The organism is Nonomuraea sp. NPDC050540 (genome assembly GCF_044457485.1).
Taxonomy (GTDB): domain Bacteria; phylum Actinomycetota; class Actinomycetes; order Streptosporangiales; family Streptosporangiaceae; genus Nonomuraea.
Genome location: NZ_JBITHA010000012.1, coordinates 101,215 through 118,297 on the forward strand (window position 1 = coordinate 101,215; position 17,083 = coordinate 118,297).

Here is a 17,083-nt window from a genome sequence, read left to right on the forward strand (position 1 = left end):
CCGGACAGGCTGATCCCGAGCGTTCAACCAACCTCTGGAGTGCCGATGACATCGCGACAACGCCGGCTGGCCGTCGGCGTCATGCTGGCCACGTTATGCACGTCCCTGCTGCAGGCCTTGCCGGCCGCGGCGGGCACCCCCACGATCGACAGGCAACCGGCGTCACCCGGGATCGTGCTCTCCGCGGCCGACTGGGATCGGATCCGCGCGGACCCGTCCCCTGCGGCAAGCCCTTCAAAGGACACGTCCCCGCTGCTGACGAAGCGCGGCATCGCCGCCGTGGCCAGGGAGTCGCGGATCAACGCCGCACGCATGGAGGTGAACGGCCCGCGAACGGCGAAGACGCCGCTGGCGCCCCCACCGATCGGCGAGAACCCCGACCCCAAAGCGCTGGCCGACTGCTTCACCCCGGCGGCGGACAGCCGCACCGGCCACATCCTGAACCGCTTCGTGTTCTGCCAGCGCGTCAAGGCGGAAATGCCGGTCGACGTCTTCCAGAACGGCCGGCTGGTCCGCATCGGAACCACGAAGTTCACCTACGAGTTGATCACCCAGGGCGACAATCACCAGCGCAGGACCCGTATGTTCGGCCGCATCCAGAAGGGTTCGGTCCGTCATGAGGGGACGTTCTTGTGGCGGACGATCGCGCCCGCCTGGCCGTTCTACCTCGTCGGCAAGTGCGAGCAGAGCGGCGTCGCCTGCCCGGTCGCCCACGCGCCGGTCGTGTTGCCGTTCCGCCAATGGGACGATGAGACCCTCTGGTGGAAGTGGGACACCGTCAACCAGGCCGCCAACGCGGAAGGCCGGGACCGGATCACCCTGCACGACTCGTGGCTGGAGCTCGGCTCCGCCATTTCCGGCGGCCTCGTGACCCGGCCCGGCCACAGCGCCCCGCGCATCGTCCGCTGCGACTCGGCGGATTACTTCCGGCTCGGCGGCGGCCATTACGAGGCGGCGTGCGTCTTCGCCGAGACGACTCCGCGCCTGACGTGGGAGATCGGGAAGGCCCCCCACGCGGAAGTGGCCCTTCATATCGCCAACGCCCAGGACTTCCCCAACGCCACCTGGCCCCGCCTGGTGCCCGATGGGCAGCCCCCGCCCCGAGACAAGATCATCCCCGGCAAGTACAAGCCCGGCGACCCTGACGCGCCCGGCCTGCACCGCATCAGGACCGAGCAGTCGGGGACGATACCGCCCGACCCCGAGCACAGGAGAAACGGCGAGCGCAAGACCGGCGCCTGCTACGGAGAAGGTCCATACGCCGCCGAGTACTTCGGCCTGGGCCTGCCCGTCCGGCCGCGCCCCGGAGAGCAGTGTGACGAGTACCCTCCGGCCTCCACGTTGGAAGGCGCCGACCATCCTGAGTACGACTTCTCCGTCCGCGCAGTGCTCACGGACGGCAACAGCCGTGCCGGCATCGCGCTTCGCGACTACTACGTCCATGACCGGATGCTCCTGTGGGACGTCAGCCTTCCTCTGGAGCGAAACGACCGCTTCTACTTCGAGATCCTGACCCCGGCCAAGTGACGCGCCCCCACGGCCTCATTGATCCAGCCAGGACTTCCAGTCGATGCCGGGGTCCTCGGTGAACAGGTGGTGGGAGGCGATCATGGGGCCGTGGAAGCCGCGGATGAAGCGGTACAGGGCGGTGGGCGTGCGGACGGCGACGTTCTGGGAGTTGACGAAGTAGACGACTCCGTCCTCGCCGGCCAGCCGTACCCGATCGCCCTTCCGCGCCGGGCGGGGCAGGCCGAGCTTCTTGGCGAGGTCGTGCCAGGCCTGCTCCCAGCCGGGCACGGGCGGGCCGAAGACGGTGAGGGGGGTGGCGGTGCGGCCGGGGAAGTGGGTCAGGTACTCCACCAGCGTGGCGAAGAACAGCTCCAGGCCCGCCGACATCGCCTCGAACTCGTCCTGCCAGTCGTCGCCCGGCAGGAAGCCGCTGGTGACGGCGCGCAGCACGGTGGTGCCGCCGGACCGGGCCTCGATGAGGAACTCGTAGGCGACGAAGCGGCCGTCGGGGGCGGTCTCGGTGCCGTGGGCGAAGCGGGCGCCGGGGTCGGCCCCGGTGATGCGGGTAGTGGGGGAGTAGTCGCCGAACACGGTGGTGACGGCGCCGTCGGCGACCTCGTTGCGGCCCATGAACCAGGAGTCGATGCCGGGCCCGGTGGAGATGGCCGCCCAGATCTCCTCGGGCGTCGCGGGCACCTCGGCCCGCTGCTCGATCTCGAACTCGTGGCCCATGCTCACGACTCCCTCGTGCTGGGGTGGACGGCGACCACGATGCGATGGTCCCGCCCTGATGCGGCCTCTTCGTCGTGGTATTTCGAGACCAGCGTAGTGACGGCCTGCGTGAGCTCCTCCGCGAACGCCGCCCGCGCGGCCGGGGTGGCGAAGCGCACCTCGCCGTCCAGCGCGAACGTCGCCACCCGCTTGCCCGCCTTGGCCGAGCCCGTGATGAGCGCGCCCACGTCACGGACCAGCCGTGCGGCCAGCGCCAGCAGCCAGCGCGCCGACAGCCGGTCCGGCGACTGGGCCGGATCGGGCTGCACGGCGGCCAGCGCGACGGGGGAGATCACGTAGGAGGCCGCGGTGGCACGCAGCAGCCGCTCGGTCGCGTTGCCCTTGCGCCGTTCCTCGACGAGTTCGACCAGGCCGTGCCGTTCGAGCGTGCGCAGATGGTAGTTGACCTTCTGGCGCGGCAACCCGACGCGGGCGGCCAGCATCGCCGCCGAGGCGGGCTGGGCGAGCTCGGCCAGGAGCCTGGAACGCATGGGATCCAGCGACACCTCGGCGGCGGCCGGGTCCTCGATCACGGTCACGTCGAACATGCCTCTACGATCTCACCGACAATTAAATCTGACAAGACGGTGAAGATTGTCGGTACTACCAGGCGTACGCCTCGGGGGCCGGGCCGCCGGGACCCGGGAAGATGGCGTCCAGCGCGGCCAGCCGGTCCTCGTCCAACCGGATCGTCAGCGCCTTCAGCGCGAGCGTCAGCTGCTCGACCGTGCGGGCGCCCGCGATCGGAGCCGTCACGCCCGGCTGGTGCAGCAGCCACGCCAGGCCGACGGCCGCGGGATGCTCCCCGATCTCATCACACAGCCGCTCGTAGCGTTCCACCCGGTCCCTGTCCTCGCGCAGACCCGCCTCGGCGCGGCCCGCCCTGCCCCGCGCGATCTCCCGCTTGCGCAGGATGCCGCTGAGCAGACCGCCGTGCAGCGGACTGTACGGCAGGACGCCGATCCCCAGATCACGGCACGCGGGCAACACCTCAAGCTCGATCGTGCGCCGCATGAGGCTGTAGATGCTCTGCTCGACGACGAAGCCGAACTCGCCGAGCCGTTCGGCCGCCGACTGCCCGCGCACGATGTGCCAGGCCGCGTGGTTGCTGGTACCGAAGTACAGGACCTTGCCCTGCCGGCGCAGCAGCGACAACGCCGCCCAGATCTCCTCCCACGGCGTCGACCTGTCGACGTGGTGCAGCATGAAGATGTCGAGGTGGTCGGTGTTGAGGCGGCGCAGCGACTCCTCACACGCCCGGCGCAGGCGCCGCGCCGACAGCCGGATGTCGTTCACGCCCGGCCCCATCGCGCCGTAGGCCTTGGTGGTCAGCACGATCTGGTCACGGCGGGACGGCGTCTTGGACAGCCAGGTTCCGATGATCTCCTCGGTCCTGCCTTTCTCCGGCTCCAGCCCGTACACCTGCTTGTTGGCGTCGGCGCCGTAGACGTCGGCGGTGTCGACGAGGTTGATGCCGCTGTCCACGGCCAGGTCGAGCAGCCGGTGGGAGGTCGCCTCGTCGGTCAGCGGGCCGAAGTTCATGGTGCCGAGGGCCAGCCTGCCGACCTGGAGACCGGAGCGGCCGAGGTGGGTGTATTCCATGGTCATGCTCCGAAGCGGGTGGGGGAGAAGGCCGACAGGTCGAACTCCGAACCGCCGTCGAGGGCGAGCTGGGCGCAGATCTGGCCGACGGCGGCCGCGTGCTTGAAGCCGTGGCCGGAGAAGCCGCCGGCGAAAACCACCCGGCCACCGGCGCCCACCGGGCCGATGACGAAGTCGCCGTCGGGACTCTTGGAGTTCATGCAGGCCATCGCCTTGCTGACCCGCGGGACGAGGCCGGGGAAGGCGGTCGCGCAGTACTCCTCGATCGGCGCCAGGTCCTCGCGCGCCGGGTCGCGCCAGTTGTCCTCCGGCCGTTCCAGCCACGCCTTCTTCGCCTGCGGGCCGCTGATGCCGACCTTGACGCCGACGCCGTCCACGTCCGGGATGCCCCAGCCGTGCGCCTCATGGCTCTCGCGGACGAACGTGGGGAATCGGCCGGGGCGATACTCCGCCGCGTCCCCGCGCGCCTTGAACCACGACAGACACGAGCGCTGGGTACGCAGCGGCAGCGACACCTCCGGCAGGAGATCGAGCGTCCAGGCGCCGGAGGCGAGGATCACCCTGGCCGCCGTGAACCGTTCGCCGCCCACGGTCACCGCGACCCGCCCGTCCTGCACGCGCAATTCCGAGACGGGCACGCCGGTGCGGATGTCGGCGCCTGCCCGCCGGGCGGCGCGCACCGCCGCCGTGACGCACGCCTCTGGCCGCAAGACCCCCGCGCCCGGCTCGAAGATCGCCACATCGTCGTCCAGCACGGCATGCTGCGGATAGCGCGCGCGCAGGTCGTCGGGCGTCAGCCACTCGTGGGCGACCTCGCCCGCGGCGGCGCTGGCCAGCGCGTCCTCGATGAGCTCGCCGCCGTCGGTGCCGATCACCAGGCCGCCGGACGGCTCGAACAGCCGCCCGCCGTCCCGCTCAAGCTCCTTGATCAAGTCGAGGGTACGGCGGGCCAGCGGCACGTACTCCTTGCCCTCGAAGAGGATCTGCCGGTAAATACGGGACCCGCCGTGCGAGGACCCGCGCGCATGGCCGACGTCGAACTGCTCGACGCCGAGCACCGAGGCGCCGCGCGCGGCGGCCTGCCAGGCGGCCATGGAGCCCATGGCGCCCAGCCCGATCACGATGACGTCTCTCATGGATGTGCTCCCATCTGTCACAACACCTTGGACAGGAATGTCTGGGTACGCAGGTGCCGCGGCCTGGCCAGAACCTCGCGCGGGTCACCCGACTCGACCACCACGCCGTCGTCCATGAAGACGAGCGTGTCGCCGACCTCCCGGGCGAAGGCCATCTCATGGGTGACGACGATCATCGTCATCCCCTCGCGGGCCAGGCCCCGCATGACGTCGAGCACCTCGCCGACCAGCTCGGGATCCAGCGCGGAGGTCGGCTCGTCGAACAACATGAGCCTGGGCCGCATCGCCAGCGCCCTGGCGATGGCCACGCGCTGCTGCTGGCCGCCCGACATCTTGGCCGGATAGCTGTGCAGCTTCTCGGCCAGCCCCACCCGGCGCAGCAGTTCTTCGGCGTGCGCGGTGGCGGCCGCCTTGCTCTCCTTCTTCACCAGGCAGGGGCCGAGCACGACGTTCTCCAGCGCGGTGAAATGCGGGAACAGGTTGAAGCTCTGGAAGACCATGCCGATGCGGGCGCGCTGGCGGCAGACCTCCTTGTCGTTGAGCTCGTGCAGCGCCTCGCCGCTCTGCCGGTAGCCGATGAGCTCGCCGTCCACCCAGAGCCGGCCTCTGTTGATCGTCTCCAGGTGGTTGACGCAGCGCAGGAACGTGCTCTTGCCCGACCCCGAGGGGCCGACCAGGCACATCACCTGCCCTTCGTCCAGGGACAGGTCGATGCCTTTGAGCACGTGGTTGCGCCCGAAGTGCTTGTGCACCCCCTCCGCGCGGACCAGAGCGGACATCAGCGGTCCTCCTTGACGTGGGCGCGGCGGGCGGCCAGGTTGCGGCGCAGGCGGGAGCCGTACGAGTCGCCGGGGTCGCGGTCGGGGGAGAAACGGCGCTCGATCCGGGTCTGCACGGAGGTCAGGATCGAGGTCGCCAGCAGGTACCAGATGCTGGCCACGAGCAGCAGCGGGATGGTCTGGAAGTTGCGCCCGTAGATGATCTGGACGCTGTAGAGCAGTTCGGGGATGGCCAGCACGCTGATCAGCGAGCTGGTCTTGAGCATCGCGATCGTGTTGTTGCCCGTGGGCGGGATGATCACCCGCATGGCCTGCGGGAGCACGATCCTGCGCATCGTCATGCTCTTGGACAGGCCCAGCGAACTGGCCGCCTCCAGTTGCCCCTTCGGCACGGACACGATCCCCGCCCGGACGATCTCGGCCATGTACGCGCCCTCGTTGAGCGCCAGCCCGAGCACGCCCGCGATGAACGGGGTGATGAGCGTGTTGGCGTCAAGGGTGGCCAGCGTCGGCCCGAACGGCAGGCCGAGCTGGATCGTCGGGTAGAGCGCGCTCAGGTTGAACCAGAAGATGAGCTGGACCAGCAGCGGCGTACCACGGAAGAACCAGATGTAGGCCGCGGCCGTCCACGACAGCACCTTGTTGTCCGAGCTGCGCATGACCGCGAACAGCACGCCCAGCACGATGCCGAGGACCATGGCGATCGCGGTGAACTGCAGCGTGAGCAGCAGCCCGTTGAGCACGCTGCCGTCCAGCAGGTACCTGGCCACGATCTCCCACCGGTAGCGGGGGTTGGTGACCATGGACGTCACCAGCAGCGCCAGCAGGCCCAGCACCACCGCCGTGGCGACCCACCGCCACGGGCGCCGCACCGGGACCGCCTTGATGTCGGCGTCGGGCCGCCGGCTCTTCCGCACGGTGCCGGTCGCCATCGCTAGGCACACCCTTCCTTGATCGCCTGCGGGAAGATCTCGTCGCCGTCCTGCACCTGCGCGGGGTCGGTGAAGATCTCCGACTTCTCGATCGCGCCGTCCACGACGCCCCACTTGCCGGCTATGCGGGTGTAGTGGCCCTGCTGCAGCAGCCTGGTCATCGCCTCCTGCAGCACCGCGTTCATCGCGGAGTTGCGCTTGGGTACGGCGATGCCGGACAGGCTGTGCGGCGTTCGGTAGGTCCCCGTCACACAGAGCGTGCCCTCCGACTGCTTGGCCGCCCACTCCACAGCCGGCTTGTCGGCGCTCACCACGTCGGCGCGCCCGCTGGACAGTGTCAGCACCGCCTGGTTCTGGTCCGGGATCCTGATGATCTGGACGGGCTTCCTGCCCGCGCCCTTGCAGTAGGCGTCGGCCTTCTCCAGCCGCTCCACCTGCGAGGTGCCGCTCTGGACGCTCACCCGCAGGCCGCAGACGGTGTCCTTGAAGTCGTTGACCTTGATGCCGCTGCCCTTCTTCACCAGGAAGCCGCCGCCGTTGAGGTAGCTGGAGACGAAGTCGACGACGCCCAGGCGTTCCTTCTCGATGCCGAACCCGGCGATCCCGATGTCGTACCTGCCCGCCTCAAGGCCGGGGATGATGTTGTCGAAGGAGGTGTTGCGCCACTCCACCTTCAGGCTGAGCAGCCTGCCGATGGCGTCGCCGGTGTCGATGTCGAAGCCGACCAGCGTCTTGTTGTCCTCGGCGAAGAACTCCAGCGGCGCGTAGGGCGCGTTCGTGCCGATGATGAGCGTCCCGCGGTCGCGGATCTCCTTCGGCACGCCGGCGGCGAGCTTGTCGTCCTTGGCGATGTCGACGGCCTTTTCCGCCAGGTCCGGCGCTGTGTTGACGCCGCACGCGGTCAGCGGCAGCAGGGTCACGAGGGCGACGAAGAAGATGCGGTTGTTCATGGTGTCACCAACTTGCTGTGCGCGGTTCAGGGGCTGGGTGCGCCGGCCGACGGCGCCCGCCGTACGGCGGAGTCGTGGCCGGTCAGTGAGAGCGCGCTCGCCGTGCGAACCGTGAGGTCGCCCCCGATCAGGACCAGCTCCGCGGCGTGGATGGCCGACGACTGTCCCGACGTCGGCACCTCCTCGCCGAAACTGTCCCGTCCGGTCTGCGCGTAGTAGAGGATGGCCGCCCGGTCGTGCGCGACCGGATGGATGTACGGCTGCCGCGGCGCGTGGCCGGGCACGGTCAGGGCGCCCCGGTGTTCCCATCGGCGCAGGTCGGGCGAGCGGTAGACGGCCGGACCGGCGCGGGTCTCGGCGACCATCCACCCCTGGCCGCCCAGCGTGAACACCGCCGGGCCCTCGTGCCAGTCGGCCAGCGCCCGCTCCTCGACCTTCCACCCGTCGAGGTCGTCGCTGACGGCCAGCCAGACGGAGCCGCCGCGGTTCTCGTCCTTGAACCAGAGCCCGAAGCCGCCCTCGGGCAGCGGGTGCACGTGAGGGTCCACGGCGTGGTCGGTGCCGAGGTCCACGCGTCCCGCGTGCGACCAGGTCCACAGGTCGGGGCTGGTCAGGTGGTGGATCTGGCGGTGCCACGGGCTCGGCCTGCCGTGGGTGTCCCAGGCGGGGTCGTCGGGCACGCCTCTGATGAACGTGACGAACATGTGGTGCAGGCCGTCGTGCCGGATCACGTCGGGGCCCCAGAAGGTGTTGAGACCCGGTTCGACCGGGAGGTCCAGGGTGCCGCGGTAGAGCCAGCTCCCACCGCCGTCGGCCGAGCTGGCGGCGGCGACCCGGCCGCCGTGACAGCGACCGATCCTGGGTGCTCCGCCGATCCGTGTGTTGGCCCGGCGGTGGACGAACAGGCACCACCACGTGGACTCGGCGCCGTTCCAGACGAGCACGGGATCGGTGGCACCGTCGTGGATCGGGTCGGTGATGAGGGTCATGGGGTGCCTGCCGCGTGGTTCAGGTCGGTGATGGGTGAGGGTTCCAGGGGAAAGTGGGTGACGGCGTAGGCGTGACCGTGCTCGACCGCCGACTCCACCGCCTCGCGCAGGGAACCGCGCAGGTTGTCGCGGACCGCGTCCTCGTTCCACGCCATCCCGTCCAGGCACCGGGTGGCGAACAGCAGGGCCACGCGTTCCAGACGGCGCAGGCCGCGCAGGAGTTCCGCGGTGACCACCGGGGCCCAGGGGGTGACCTCGAGTTCGCCGGCCGCGCAGGCCAGGTGGACGGTGTGGGCGCCGCCTTCCAACTGGAAGGAGACCTGCATGACCAGTTCGGGGATGACCGGGTTCACCTTGCCCGGCATGATCGAGGAGCCTGCCTGCATGGGCGGCAGCCGTACCTCCGCCATGCCGCCCACCGGGCCTGAGGACAGCAGCCGCAGATCGCTCGCCACGCGGGCGAGCACGCGTCCGCCTCTGGCCATGGCGTCGGCGACGGAGGCCAGGCTCTCCAGCGATGCGATGCCCTCGGACAGGTTCGCGGCGGGCTCCAGGGCGAGTCCGGTCTCCTCGGCCAGCCGTTCCAGGGCCAGCTCCGCGAAGCCGGGCGGGGCGCCGAGGCCGGTGCCGATCGCGGTCGCGCCGAGCGGCACCCCCCGCAGCTCACCGGCCGCCGACTCCAGCAGCCTCGCGGCCGACAGGACCGCGCTCGCCTGCCCGTCGTGCACAAGTCCAGCCGGTACGGGCACCGCGTCCTGCAGGCAGGTGCGTCCCAGTCTGTCCAGCGACCGGTAGCGCGCGGCCTGGCGGCGCAGCGACTCGGCGACCACCCGCAGGGACCGCACGGTCGCCTGGGCCGTGGTCAGGACGGCGAGGTTGAGCGCGGTGGGCATCACGTCGTTGGTCGACTGCGACCGGTTCACGTGATCATGCGGATCGACCCGCATTGCGTGCCCGCGCGGCTCGCCGCCCGTGGCCTGGCCGTACGGATCCGCCCGCGCTTGGTGTCCTCTCGGACCCTCGTGCGCACCATGTCCTCTCGGGCCCTCGTGCGCGCTGTGGTCTTTCGGACCCTCAAGCGTGTTCCGGCGGCCCGGGTCAGCCTCCGTGGTGTCGCCGCCCGGGTCAGCCCCCGAGGTGTGGCCGCCCGGATCAGTCCACGCGCTGCGGTCGCCCGGATCCATCCTCGTGGTGTGGCCGCCCGGGTCGGTTTCCGTGGTGCGGACCTCCAGGCCGGTGCCCGGAGTGCGCCCGTGCGGATCCATCTGCGTGCGGAGGGCCCGTGGGCCGGTCCGCGTGTTCTGGCTGCTCGGGTTGACTTCCGTGGGGTGGTCGCGCGCATCGGTCCACGGGTGTTCGGGTGGGGCGGCCGGTGGCTGGCGGCCGTCTGGGTCGGCGTGCGGGGTGTGGCTGTTCGGGGTGGGTTCTGGTGCTGTGGCGAGGAGTTCGGTGGCGCGGGTGGCCAGGACCTCGTTCATGTTCATGTTGGTCGAGGTGCCTCCGCCTCCCTGCACCACGTCGAGCGGGAAGTGCTCGTGCAGGTCACCGGCGGCGATCTCCGCGGCCGCGGCCATGATGGCGTTCCCGATCTCCTCGGGCAGCACGCCGAGCTTGACGTTGGCCCATGCCGCCGCGCTCTTGACCTGCGCGAGCGCGGTCAGCAGGGCGGGGAACTGGCGCAGCGACTCGCCGCCGAGACGGAAGTTCTCGCTGGCCCGCGCCGTATGGATGCCGAACAGGTCGTTCGAGGAAAGTCTGATCTCGCCGAGGAGGTCGTGTTCGACACGGTTCTGATCCATAGCATCACCCCTCACTTGAAAGGTTGCCTGGTAGGTAGACAGCCAGACTCCATGGGGAAAGAGGGCGTGTCAATCCCTAAATATGCAGACAACGGACACCCTTGACAGGATTTAGGGCGTCAGGCAACCTGCCAGGCAACCTGACCTGTTCGCCGAAGGAGTGCCTGTGACCTTCCAGACGTTCGAGCTCGAGAACTGGCAGTCCGACCACGAGCAGACCGTGCGCTTCAACCTCGCCGACTCGACCGTCGACCCCGTCACCGTGGCCGACCTCGTCGAGGACGGCGAGGACCTGGAGCGGATCATGTCCGTGCCGCTCTACTACCCGGAGGTCAACGGCGAACGGTCCCTGCGCGGCCTCATCGCCGGTCTCCACGACGGCATCGGCACCGACGACGTGCTGGTCACCGTGGGCGCGTCCGAGGCCAACGCCGCGATCGTCGACGCGCTCTGCGAGCCGGGCGACCGCGTCGTGGTCATGGAACCCGGCTACCGCCAGGTCTGGGGCCTGGCCCGCAACCGCGGCTGCGACGTGGCGGCGTTCGAACTGCGCGCCGATCGCGGCTGGGCGCCCGACCTGGAGCAACTCCGCCAGGTCGCCACCCCCGGCACCAGGCTCATCTACGTGTGCAACCCCAACAACCCGACCGGCTACATCCTCACCAGGGAGGAGATGGCCGAGATCGTGCGGATCGCCGAGGACTGCGGCGCCTGGCTCGTGGCCGACGAGGTCTACCGGGGCAGCGAACGCCTGACCGACGACGAGACGCCGTCGTTCCTCGGCATGACCGACAAGGTCATCGGGGTGGGCAGCCTGTCGAAGTCCTATGGTCTGTCCGGTCTGCGCATCGGCTGGGCCGTATGCGCTCATCCTGAGCTCGCCGACCTGTGGCGCCGGCACGAGTACGTCGCGATCGCGACCGGCCGCCTCGACAACCTCCTCGCCGAGTGCGCGCTCAGGCCCGCGGCCAGGCGGCGGCTGTTCGAGCGCAACCGCGCCTGCGTGCGCAGAGGTTACGACCTGTTCTCCGCATGGGCGAGGCGGCAGGACGGCAAGCTCGCCGCGCTCCCGCCGATGGCCTCCGCGCTGGCGTTCGTCCGCTATGACAGCGACCTGTCGTCCGTCGAGGTCGGCGACCTGTTCCGGCGCGAGGCGAGCGTGCTGGTCGCGCCCGGCGTGTTCTTCGGCAGGGAAGGATGGTTCAGGATCAACATCGGCATGGACACCGGCTACCTGGCCGAGGCCCTCGACGCGCTCGCACCCGTCGTGGCCGCCCTGCCGCCCGCCTCGGGAAGGTGAAGGACATGGAACTGCTCCTGCTCGCGAACGAGTACTCCGTCTGCCGGCTGCCCGCCACCACCTCCCCGCCCCCGCCACCAGTGGCGGCCGAGCTCTACACGCTGACGGTCACCGCCGAGGAGGTCTCGGTGGTGTGCCGCTCCGGTGCGGAGCCACCCGGGGCCAAGGTGGAGAGCGGCTTCAGCGCACTGCGGGTGGCCGACGCGCTGGACTTCTCGCTCGTCGGGATCCTGGCGTCGCTGACCGCGCCGCTGGCCGAGGTGCGGGTCTCGGTGTTCGTCCTGTCCACGTTCGACACCGACTATCTGCTGGTACGCACCGTCGACCTCCCCACTGCCAAGGCGGCACTGGAAGCCCACGGCCACGTGATCGGCACGGGAACCTGATCGCCCCCGACCCGCCTGGCCCCGACCGCTACCGAGGTCGGGGCCGTGGGAAGACCTGATGGCACGACCGGTGACCGCCGGCCGGCATGGCCGTGTTCCGTCATGCCGGCGGGCGGTGGCTCAGGCGAGATCAGTGGGCGGTTCGCCGAACCAGCGGGAGAGGTGGTCGTCCAGGTCCCGCTGATCGTCGCCGATCCAGGCGACGTGACCGTCGGGGCGGAGCAGGACGCACGGGACATCCAGCTCCGCGGTGGGATCCGCCAGGTGATCGACCCGGTCTGACCAGCCGCCGACGCTCAGCCGTTCGGTGCGGTCCAGCAGCAGGCCGCGGCCGCGATGCAACAGACCATAGAGGTGGCCCTGTTTGACGCCGATGTCACGCAGGCGGCGGCCGAGCAGGTCGGGACCCTCGCCGAAGTCGTAGCGGATGCCGGTCGCGGTGATCTTCTCGATCAGACGGCGGTTCACCTCGTCGAGGTCCATCAGTTCGGTGAGCAGCCTGCGCACGGCCTGCGCGCCCGGTTCGGCGGACAGCAGTTGCGTCTGGGCACGGGTGTTGTCCAGCACGTCCTCGGCGACCGGATGGCGTTCGGCGTGGTAGGTGTCCAGCAATGCTTCCGGCGCCCAGCCGCGGACCTGTGCGGCCAGTTTCCAGCCGAGGTTGAACGCGTCCTGAACGCCCAGGTTGAGGCCCTGACCGCCGATGGGCGGATGAATATGCGCCGCGTCGCCGGCCAGCAGCACCCGACCGGCCCGATAATGCTCGGCCAGCCGGGTGGCATCCCCGAAACGCGACAGCCAGCGCGGAGAATGCACGCCGAAATCGGTTCCGGCGATGGCGCGCAACCGTCGTTGGAAATCCTCAAGGGTGGGCGCTTCCGCGCGGTCACTGACGCCCGCGGCGGGAACCACGACGCTGTAAACCCCTTCGCCGAAGGGCCTGAGCCAGAATCGCTGATGGGTCTGACCGATCTCGGCCACCTTGGCGGCGATCTCCTCCTGCGACATGCCTGCTTTCATCTCGCCCATGAGCGTGTCGGACCGTGAGGGCTCGCCGGGGAAACCGACGCCGAGCAACTTGCGCACCGCACTGCGCGCGCCGTCACAGCCGACGAGATAGCGCGAACGCAGCCTTTCCCCGTCGGCCAGCTCGACGGTCACACCCTCGTCGTCCTGCTCGAAACCGGCGACCGCGCAACCGCGCCGGACCTGCGCACCCAGTGCGATCGCATGTTCTTCAAGGAGATTCTCGATGACCGGCTGCGGAATACCCAGCAGATAGGCGTACGCGGAATCCAGGCCCTTGGGCGCGGGTTTGGGGATGGCGGCGAAGATACCGCCGACCGGACGTTGTCTTCCCTGCCGGAGCAGGCGATCCAGCAGTCCGCGCATCGCCATGAGCTCGAGACTGCGAATATGCAGACTGACTATGCGAACGAATGACGTGGGCTCGGTCTCCTTCTCCAGAACGAGTACCCGCACGTCGTGCAGCCGCAGTTCGGCGGCCAGCATCGCACCGGTCGGCCCGCATCCGGCGATGATCACGTCGTGAAGGAGCGGCGCGCGCCCGGCTCCGGAGACCGGCGACCGGAGAACCTCGCCCGCCCCGTCGTTCGACGGTGGCTCGGCGATGGGCTGCTGAGAGTGCATAGGTGTTGCCTTTCGGGAGTGCCTTGTTGGCGAGGCGCTCCCGGCGACACCTACGTCAATCGCCCGACCGTGACGGTAAGGGGGAGCACCCACATCGCTTTTGCGTTCATGGGTCTCACCTCCTCGGACGGCGTCACGATCACCTGCAAGCTACAAGCCCGACCATCATCCCGTCCAACCATTTCCCGGCCACGTGATCACGATTCCGATCGGGCTCGGGCGGTCGCAGGGCTGATCCGGCGTAGCGCACGATTGGTCCCGGCCTCCCCGCCGGGCGCTGCCCGATCTCCACGACCTGCCCACCGCCCTGATCACCCCTGTGAGGCAGTTCCAGCACGGCCTCTCCGGAGCCGGCGATCCAGCACGTTCTCGATCTCTGAAAGGGGCGCCGTCAGATTGAATGCCTGCTCGTCAGCGGCCCTTGGAGGCTGCTCAGCCGGCTTGGGCGACGATCACGCGTGCTTCGGTCAGGCGGGCGGGGAGCCGATGATCTCGCTGCGGTAGAGGAGGAGGTGCTGACGCCACACGTCCGCCGCCTCTTCAGCCCGGCCGGCCGCGATGTGCTCGAACACCAGACGGAACTCGGCCACATGCCCGCCCCGCGCACCCGGCGCGGACAGCGCGCGGCGGCGCAGCTCCGACCACAGCGGGCCGTCGAGGTGGCGAAGCGCCTCCTCCAGGGACTTTTCGAGGATCGGGTTGCGGGCCGCGCGGGCGATGGCGCGGTGGAGGGGCAGGTCGCTGACGTACGCGCCGGTCCGCGCGTATTCGTCCTCCAGCTCCGCCAGCGTCGACTCCAACGCGTTGAGGTCCTCGGGATAGCGCTTCTCGGCGGCCAGTGCCGCCAGGGCCGGTTCGATGGCCAGCCGGGCCTCGAACACCTGCGGCGGCAGCACCTCGACACCCCACGTGGCCACGACGGCCGACGATCCGGTGACGATCGTCCCCCTGCCCTTGTGCGACTTGGCCAGCCCGGCAAGCTCCAGCGCGGCCAGCGCTTCCCTGATGGTCGGGCGGCTGACGTCGAAGTTCTGCGCGAGCTCACGTTCGGGCGGTAGCTTGTCACCCGGCTTGAGGTGCCCGTCGCGGATGGCCACCACGAGCTGGTCGGCCACCTGCACCGCCGCGCTCTTCTTGACCACAGGGGTCACCTCGAACTTCGAGCCGCCCGTCGCCATCGCCTGAAACCCCTCGTCGTGTGGCCGCCGTTGTTCGATCGCCATCCTAGCGTGCGGCTAGGCAACCTGACACCTTCTTGACAGCCCGGATCCTCCCGCCCAGCCCGATCCTGCGAACCGGACGCACCCGTTCAACGCTCGACATCCCGGGGGCCCGAGCCCTTGTGTGGCGGCAATCCGGGGCCTGAAGCGCCGCTCGGTGCTCGCCCATCCCGGGGTAGCACCTCCGCGCCGGGCCCGAAGGTTGCCTGGCCGCGCTGGGCCGTGTGGCAATGCACGTCGCTTGGCTATGCACATCGTGTGGCCAGGCAGGCAGGCCAACACACCTGCTTGGCCTGCTAGCTTGCGCCAGGGTGGTCACGCCACAGCTCGCCACGGCGTCGCGGCGCGTGGCTGCGGCGGCGGTTGGGATGCGGCGGGGGTTGTGGCCCAGGAGGTTGGGGTGGTGGCCCAGGGGTGTGGTGAGGGACCGAGCCAGCGTGGCGAGCGCACGGGCCAGAGCGGGCCATGGCGCAGGCCAGGGGCGGTGAGGGCTCGAGAGTCGGGGTGGGGGCGCCGATCGGGATGTCGTGTCTGCTCGGGTCGGGTGGGGGCGTGAGGGTTCTGGCTCGGGTCGAGGTGTGGGGCGTGCGGGTTCGGCTCGGGTCGGGGGCGGGTGGTGACTCGGGGGTGCGTCTTGGGGTGGGGCGGGTGTCGGGGTTGGGGGCGTCTGGGCGGGTGTTGAGGCGGGTGGGTGCGGGCGGGTCCCTTGACTTGGGTGTTAGCGGTTCAGGTTGGTGAGCATGGTTCGGGTGATGCGGTCGAGGGTGGCGGTGTCTTCGGGGGAGAGAGTGGTGGCCAGGCGGGCCAGGGTGGCGGCGTGTTCGGTGAGGGTTTCGTCGATCACGCGGCGGCCCTCCTCCGTGAGCGTGATGCGGAAGCTGCGCCGGTCGGCGACGTCGAGGGCGCGCTCGACGAAGCCGGCGGCCTCCAGGCGGTCGAGGCGGTTCGTCATGCCGGCGCGCGACATCATCAGCACCGCCGCCAGTTCGGACGGGATCAGCGTGTACGGCGGGCCGGATCGCCGTAGCGCCGCCAGCACGTCGAACTCGCCCTGCCTCAGCCCGTGCCGCGCGAACACCTCCTCGACCGCCGCCTCGATCCGCCGTGTCACCCCGGCGAGCCGCCCGAACACCCCGATGGGCGAAAGATCCAGATCGGGCCGTTCCCGTTGCCACGCGGCGAGGATGCCGTCGAACACGTCCATGCCGCGCAGTTTATTCGAGGCCCGATAGTCGGAAGCCGAAGCGTTGACAGACTTTACTATACGGTTTAGTTTATCAGCTTGATCTGAGAGAGGGCTGGCCATGAACGTGCAAGGCACTGTTGAGGCCGGTTTTGAAGGGGTGCGCGAGGAGTTCGTGCGGGTGGCGAGTGCGGACGGCGCCCAGCTGGCCGTCTACGCGCACGGACGGCGGGTGGTCGACCTGTGGACCGGGGTCACCGGCGCCTCCATCCAGGAGCTTTACGAGCAGCGGGTCCGGGCACCGTACGAGCTGGACTTCAACCTCGGCCTGCCCGAGGCGCAAGAGCCGCGCTACGACCCGGTACGTCCAGCGGAGCGGCAGCCGGAGCTCCACCCGCGCGGACTCATGGCCGTGGCCTTCAACGTGCCCACCGACCTGGTCGCCTTCGCCAACACGCGCGAGACGCGGGCGTTGGGCAGCAGTTCGGCGGGAAGCGTGGGCAATGCCAGGGGCCTGGCCGGGATGTACGCGGCGGCGATCGGCGTCCTGGACAGGTGGCCGGCGTTGCTCGCGCCGGAGACCGTCGCCGAGTTCAGCCGCGTGCACGCCGAGGGCGGCGACCTGGTGACGGGGGAGTCGCGGCCGTTCGGACTGGGGTTCGTGCCGATGGCGGCGCGCTACCCGTTCGCGGACCGGCGGGCATTCGGCCACAGCGGCGCGGTCGGGGCCCTGTCCTTCGCCGACCCCGGCCGCGGGCTGGCCTACGCCTACACCCGCCGCCGCTTCTCACCGGCAGGCGGCGCATGGGGCGCCCCGGAGAACGACGCCCTGGTCACCGCCCTGTACAACGCCACGACCTGACCGCATCGGTGCCGC

General features: G+C 70.0%; 16 protein-coding genes. 4 read left to right on the forward strand and 12 right to left on the reverse strand.

Features of this window, described 5'->3' with window-relative positions; all coding sequences use genetic code 11:
- Positions 1-45 precede the first annotated feature (45 nt).
- Complete coding sequence (locus ACIBI5_RS34610) at positions 46-1,527, forward strand: hypothetical protein (protein ID WP_397252924.1); 1,482 nt, start codon at positions 46-48, stop codon at positions 1,525-1,527.
- Between the two features lie 15 nt (positions 1,528-1,542).
- Here ACIBI5_RS34610 and ACIBI5_RS34615 read toward each other — a convergent pair whose 3' ends face one another.
- The 9 genes from ACIBI5_RS34615 to ACIBI5_RS34655 are packed head-to-tail and all read right to left on the reverse strand — an operon-like array spanning position 1,543 to position 10,467.
- Complete coding sequence (locus tag ACIBI5_RS34615; protein WP_397252925.1) at positions 1,543-2,241, reverse strand: SRPBCC domain-containing protein; 699 nt, start codon at positions 2,239-2,241, stop codon at positions 1,543-1,545.
- 2 nt (positions 2,242-2,243) lie between these two features.
- A complete protein-coding gene (locus ACIBI5_RS34620; RefSeq protein ID WP_397252926.1) occupies positions 2,244-2,828 on the reverse strand; it encodes an ArsR/SmtB family transcription factor in 585 nt (194 codons plus the stop codon).
- A gap of 55 nt (positions 2,829-2,883) precedes the next feature.
- Positions 2,884-3,882, reverse strand: a complete 999-nt coding sequence (locus ACIBI5_RS34625) for an aldo/keto reductase (protein WP_397252927.1) — start codon at positions 3,880-3,882, stop codon at positions 2,884-2,886.
- Between the two features lie 2 nt (positions 3,883-3,884).
- Positions 3,885-5,018: an N-methyl-L-tryptophan oxidase gene (gene solA / locus ACIBI5_RS34630; protein ID WP_397252928.1), complete on the reverse strand. Its 1,134-nt coding sequence runs from the start codon at positions 5,016-5,018 to the stop codon at positions 3,885-3,887.
- A 17-nt stretch (positions 5,019-5,035) separates the two neighbouring features.
- Positions 5,036-5,797: an amino acid ABC transporter ATP-binding protein gene (locus tag ACIBI5_RS34635; protein WP_397252929.1), complete on the reverse strand. Its 762-nt coding sequence runs from the start codon at positions 5,795-5,797 to the stop codon at positions 5,036-5,038.
- The gene (locus ACIBI5_RS34640; protein ID WP_397252930.1) at positions 5,797-6,729 is read right to left on the reverse strand and encodes an amino acid ABC transporter permease; all 933 of its coding nucleotides are present in this window, start codon (positions 6,727-6,729) and stop codon (positions 5,797-5,799) included. The genes ACIBI5_RS34635 and ACIBI5_RS34640 overlap by 1 nt, the downstream gene beginning before the upstream one ends.
- Positions 6,730-6,731: 2 nt before the next feature.
- Positions 6,732-7,679, reverse strand: coding sequence for an ABC transporter substrate-binding protein (locus ACIBI5_RS34645; protein ID WP_397252931.1), 948 nt, complete (start codon positions 7,677-7,679; stop codon positions 6,732-6,734).
- Between the two features lie 26 nt (positions 7,680-7,705).
- Positions 7,706-8,668 carry a hypothetical protein gene (locus ACIBI5_RS34650; protein ID WP_397252932.1) on the reverse strand — a complete coding sequence of 321 codons (963 nt, stop codon included), beginning with the start codon at positions 8,666-8,668 and terminating at the stop codon, positions 7,706-7,708.
- Entirely contained in the window at positions 8,665-10,467 is a 1,803-nt protein-coding gene (locus ACIBI5_RS34655; RefSeq protein WP_397252933.1) for a lyase family protein, read from the reverse strand. The genes ACIBI5_RS34650 and ACIBI5_RS34655 overlap by 4 nt, the downstream gene beginning before the upstream one ends.
- 166 nt (positions 10,468-10,633) lie before the next feature.
- On the opposite strand from ACIBI5_RS34655, the gene ACIBI5_RS34660 reads away from it, so the two are divergent.
- Both ACIBI5_RS34660 and ACIBI5_RS34665 read left to right on the forward strand, forming a co-directional pair.
- Positions 10,634-11,767: an aminotransferase class I/II-fold pyridoxal phosphate-dependent enzyme gene (locus tag ACIBI5_RS34660; protein ID WP_397252934.1), complete on the forward strand. Its 1,134-nt coding sequence runs from the start codon at positions 10,634-10,636 to the stop codon at positions 11,765-11,767.
- A 5-nt stretch (positions 11,768-11,772) separates the two neighbouring features.
- A complete protein-coding gene (locus ACIBI5_RS34665; protein ID WP_397252935.1) occupies positions 11,773-12,153 on the forward strand; it encodes an ACT domain-containing protein in 381 nt (126 codons plus the stop codon).
- 120 nt (positions 12,154-12,273) lie between these two features.
- Here the strand turns inward: ACIBI5_RS34665 and rox are convergent, their stop codons facing one another.
- The 3 genes from rox to ACIBI5_RS34680 all read right to left on the reverse strand — a co-directional run bounded on the left by rox (position 12,274) and on the right by ACIBI5_RS34680 (position 16,227).
- On the reverse strand, positions 12,274-13,803 hold the full coding sequence (gene rox, locus ACIBI5_RS34670; RefSeq protein WP_397252936.1) for a rifampin monooxygenase: 1,530 nt from the start codon (positions 13,801-13,803) through the stop codon (positions 12,274-12,276).
- A 467-nt stretch (positions 13,804-14,270) separates the two neighbouring features.
- Entirely contained in the window at positions 14,271-15,026 is a 756-nt protein-coding gene (locus ACIBI5_RS34675; RefSeq protein ID WP_397252937.1) for a FadR/GntR family transcriptional regulator, read from the reverse strand.
- Positions 15,027-15,741: 715 nt separating this feature from the next.
- Entirely contained in the window at positions 15,742-16,227 is a 486-nt protein-coding gene (locus tag ACIBI5_RS34680) for a MarR family winged helix-turn-helix transcriptional regulator (RefSeq protein ID WP_397252938.1), read from the reverse strand.
- Between the two features lie 100 nt (positions 16,228-16,327).
- Between ACIBI5_RS34680 and ACIBI5_RS34685 the strand changes: the two genes are divergently transcribed.
- A complete protein-coding gene (locus tag ACIBI5_RS34685) occupies positions 16,328-17,068 on the forward strand; it encodes a serine hydrolase (protein WP_397252939.1) in 741 nt (246 codons plus the stop codon).
- The last annotated feature ends 15 nt before the right edge of the window (positions 17,069-17,083 follow it).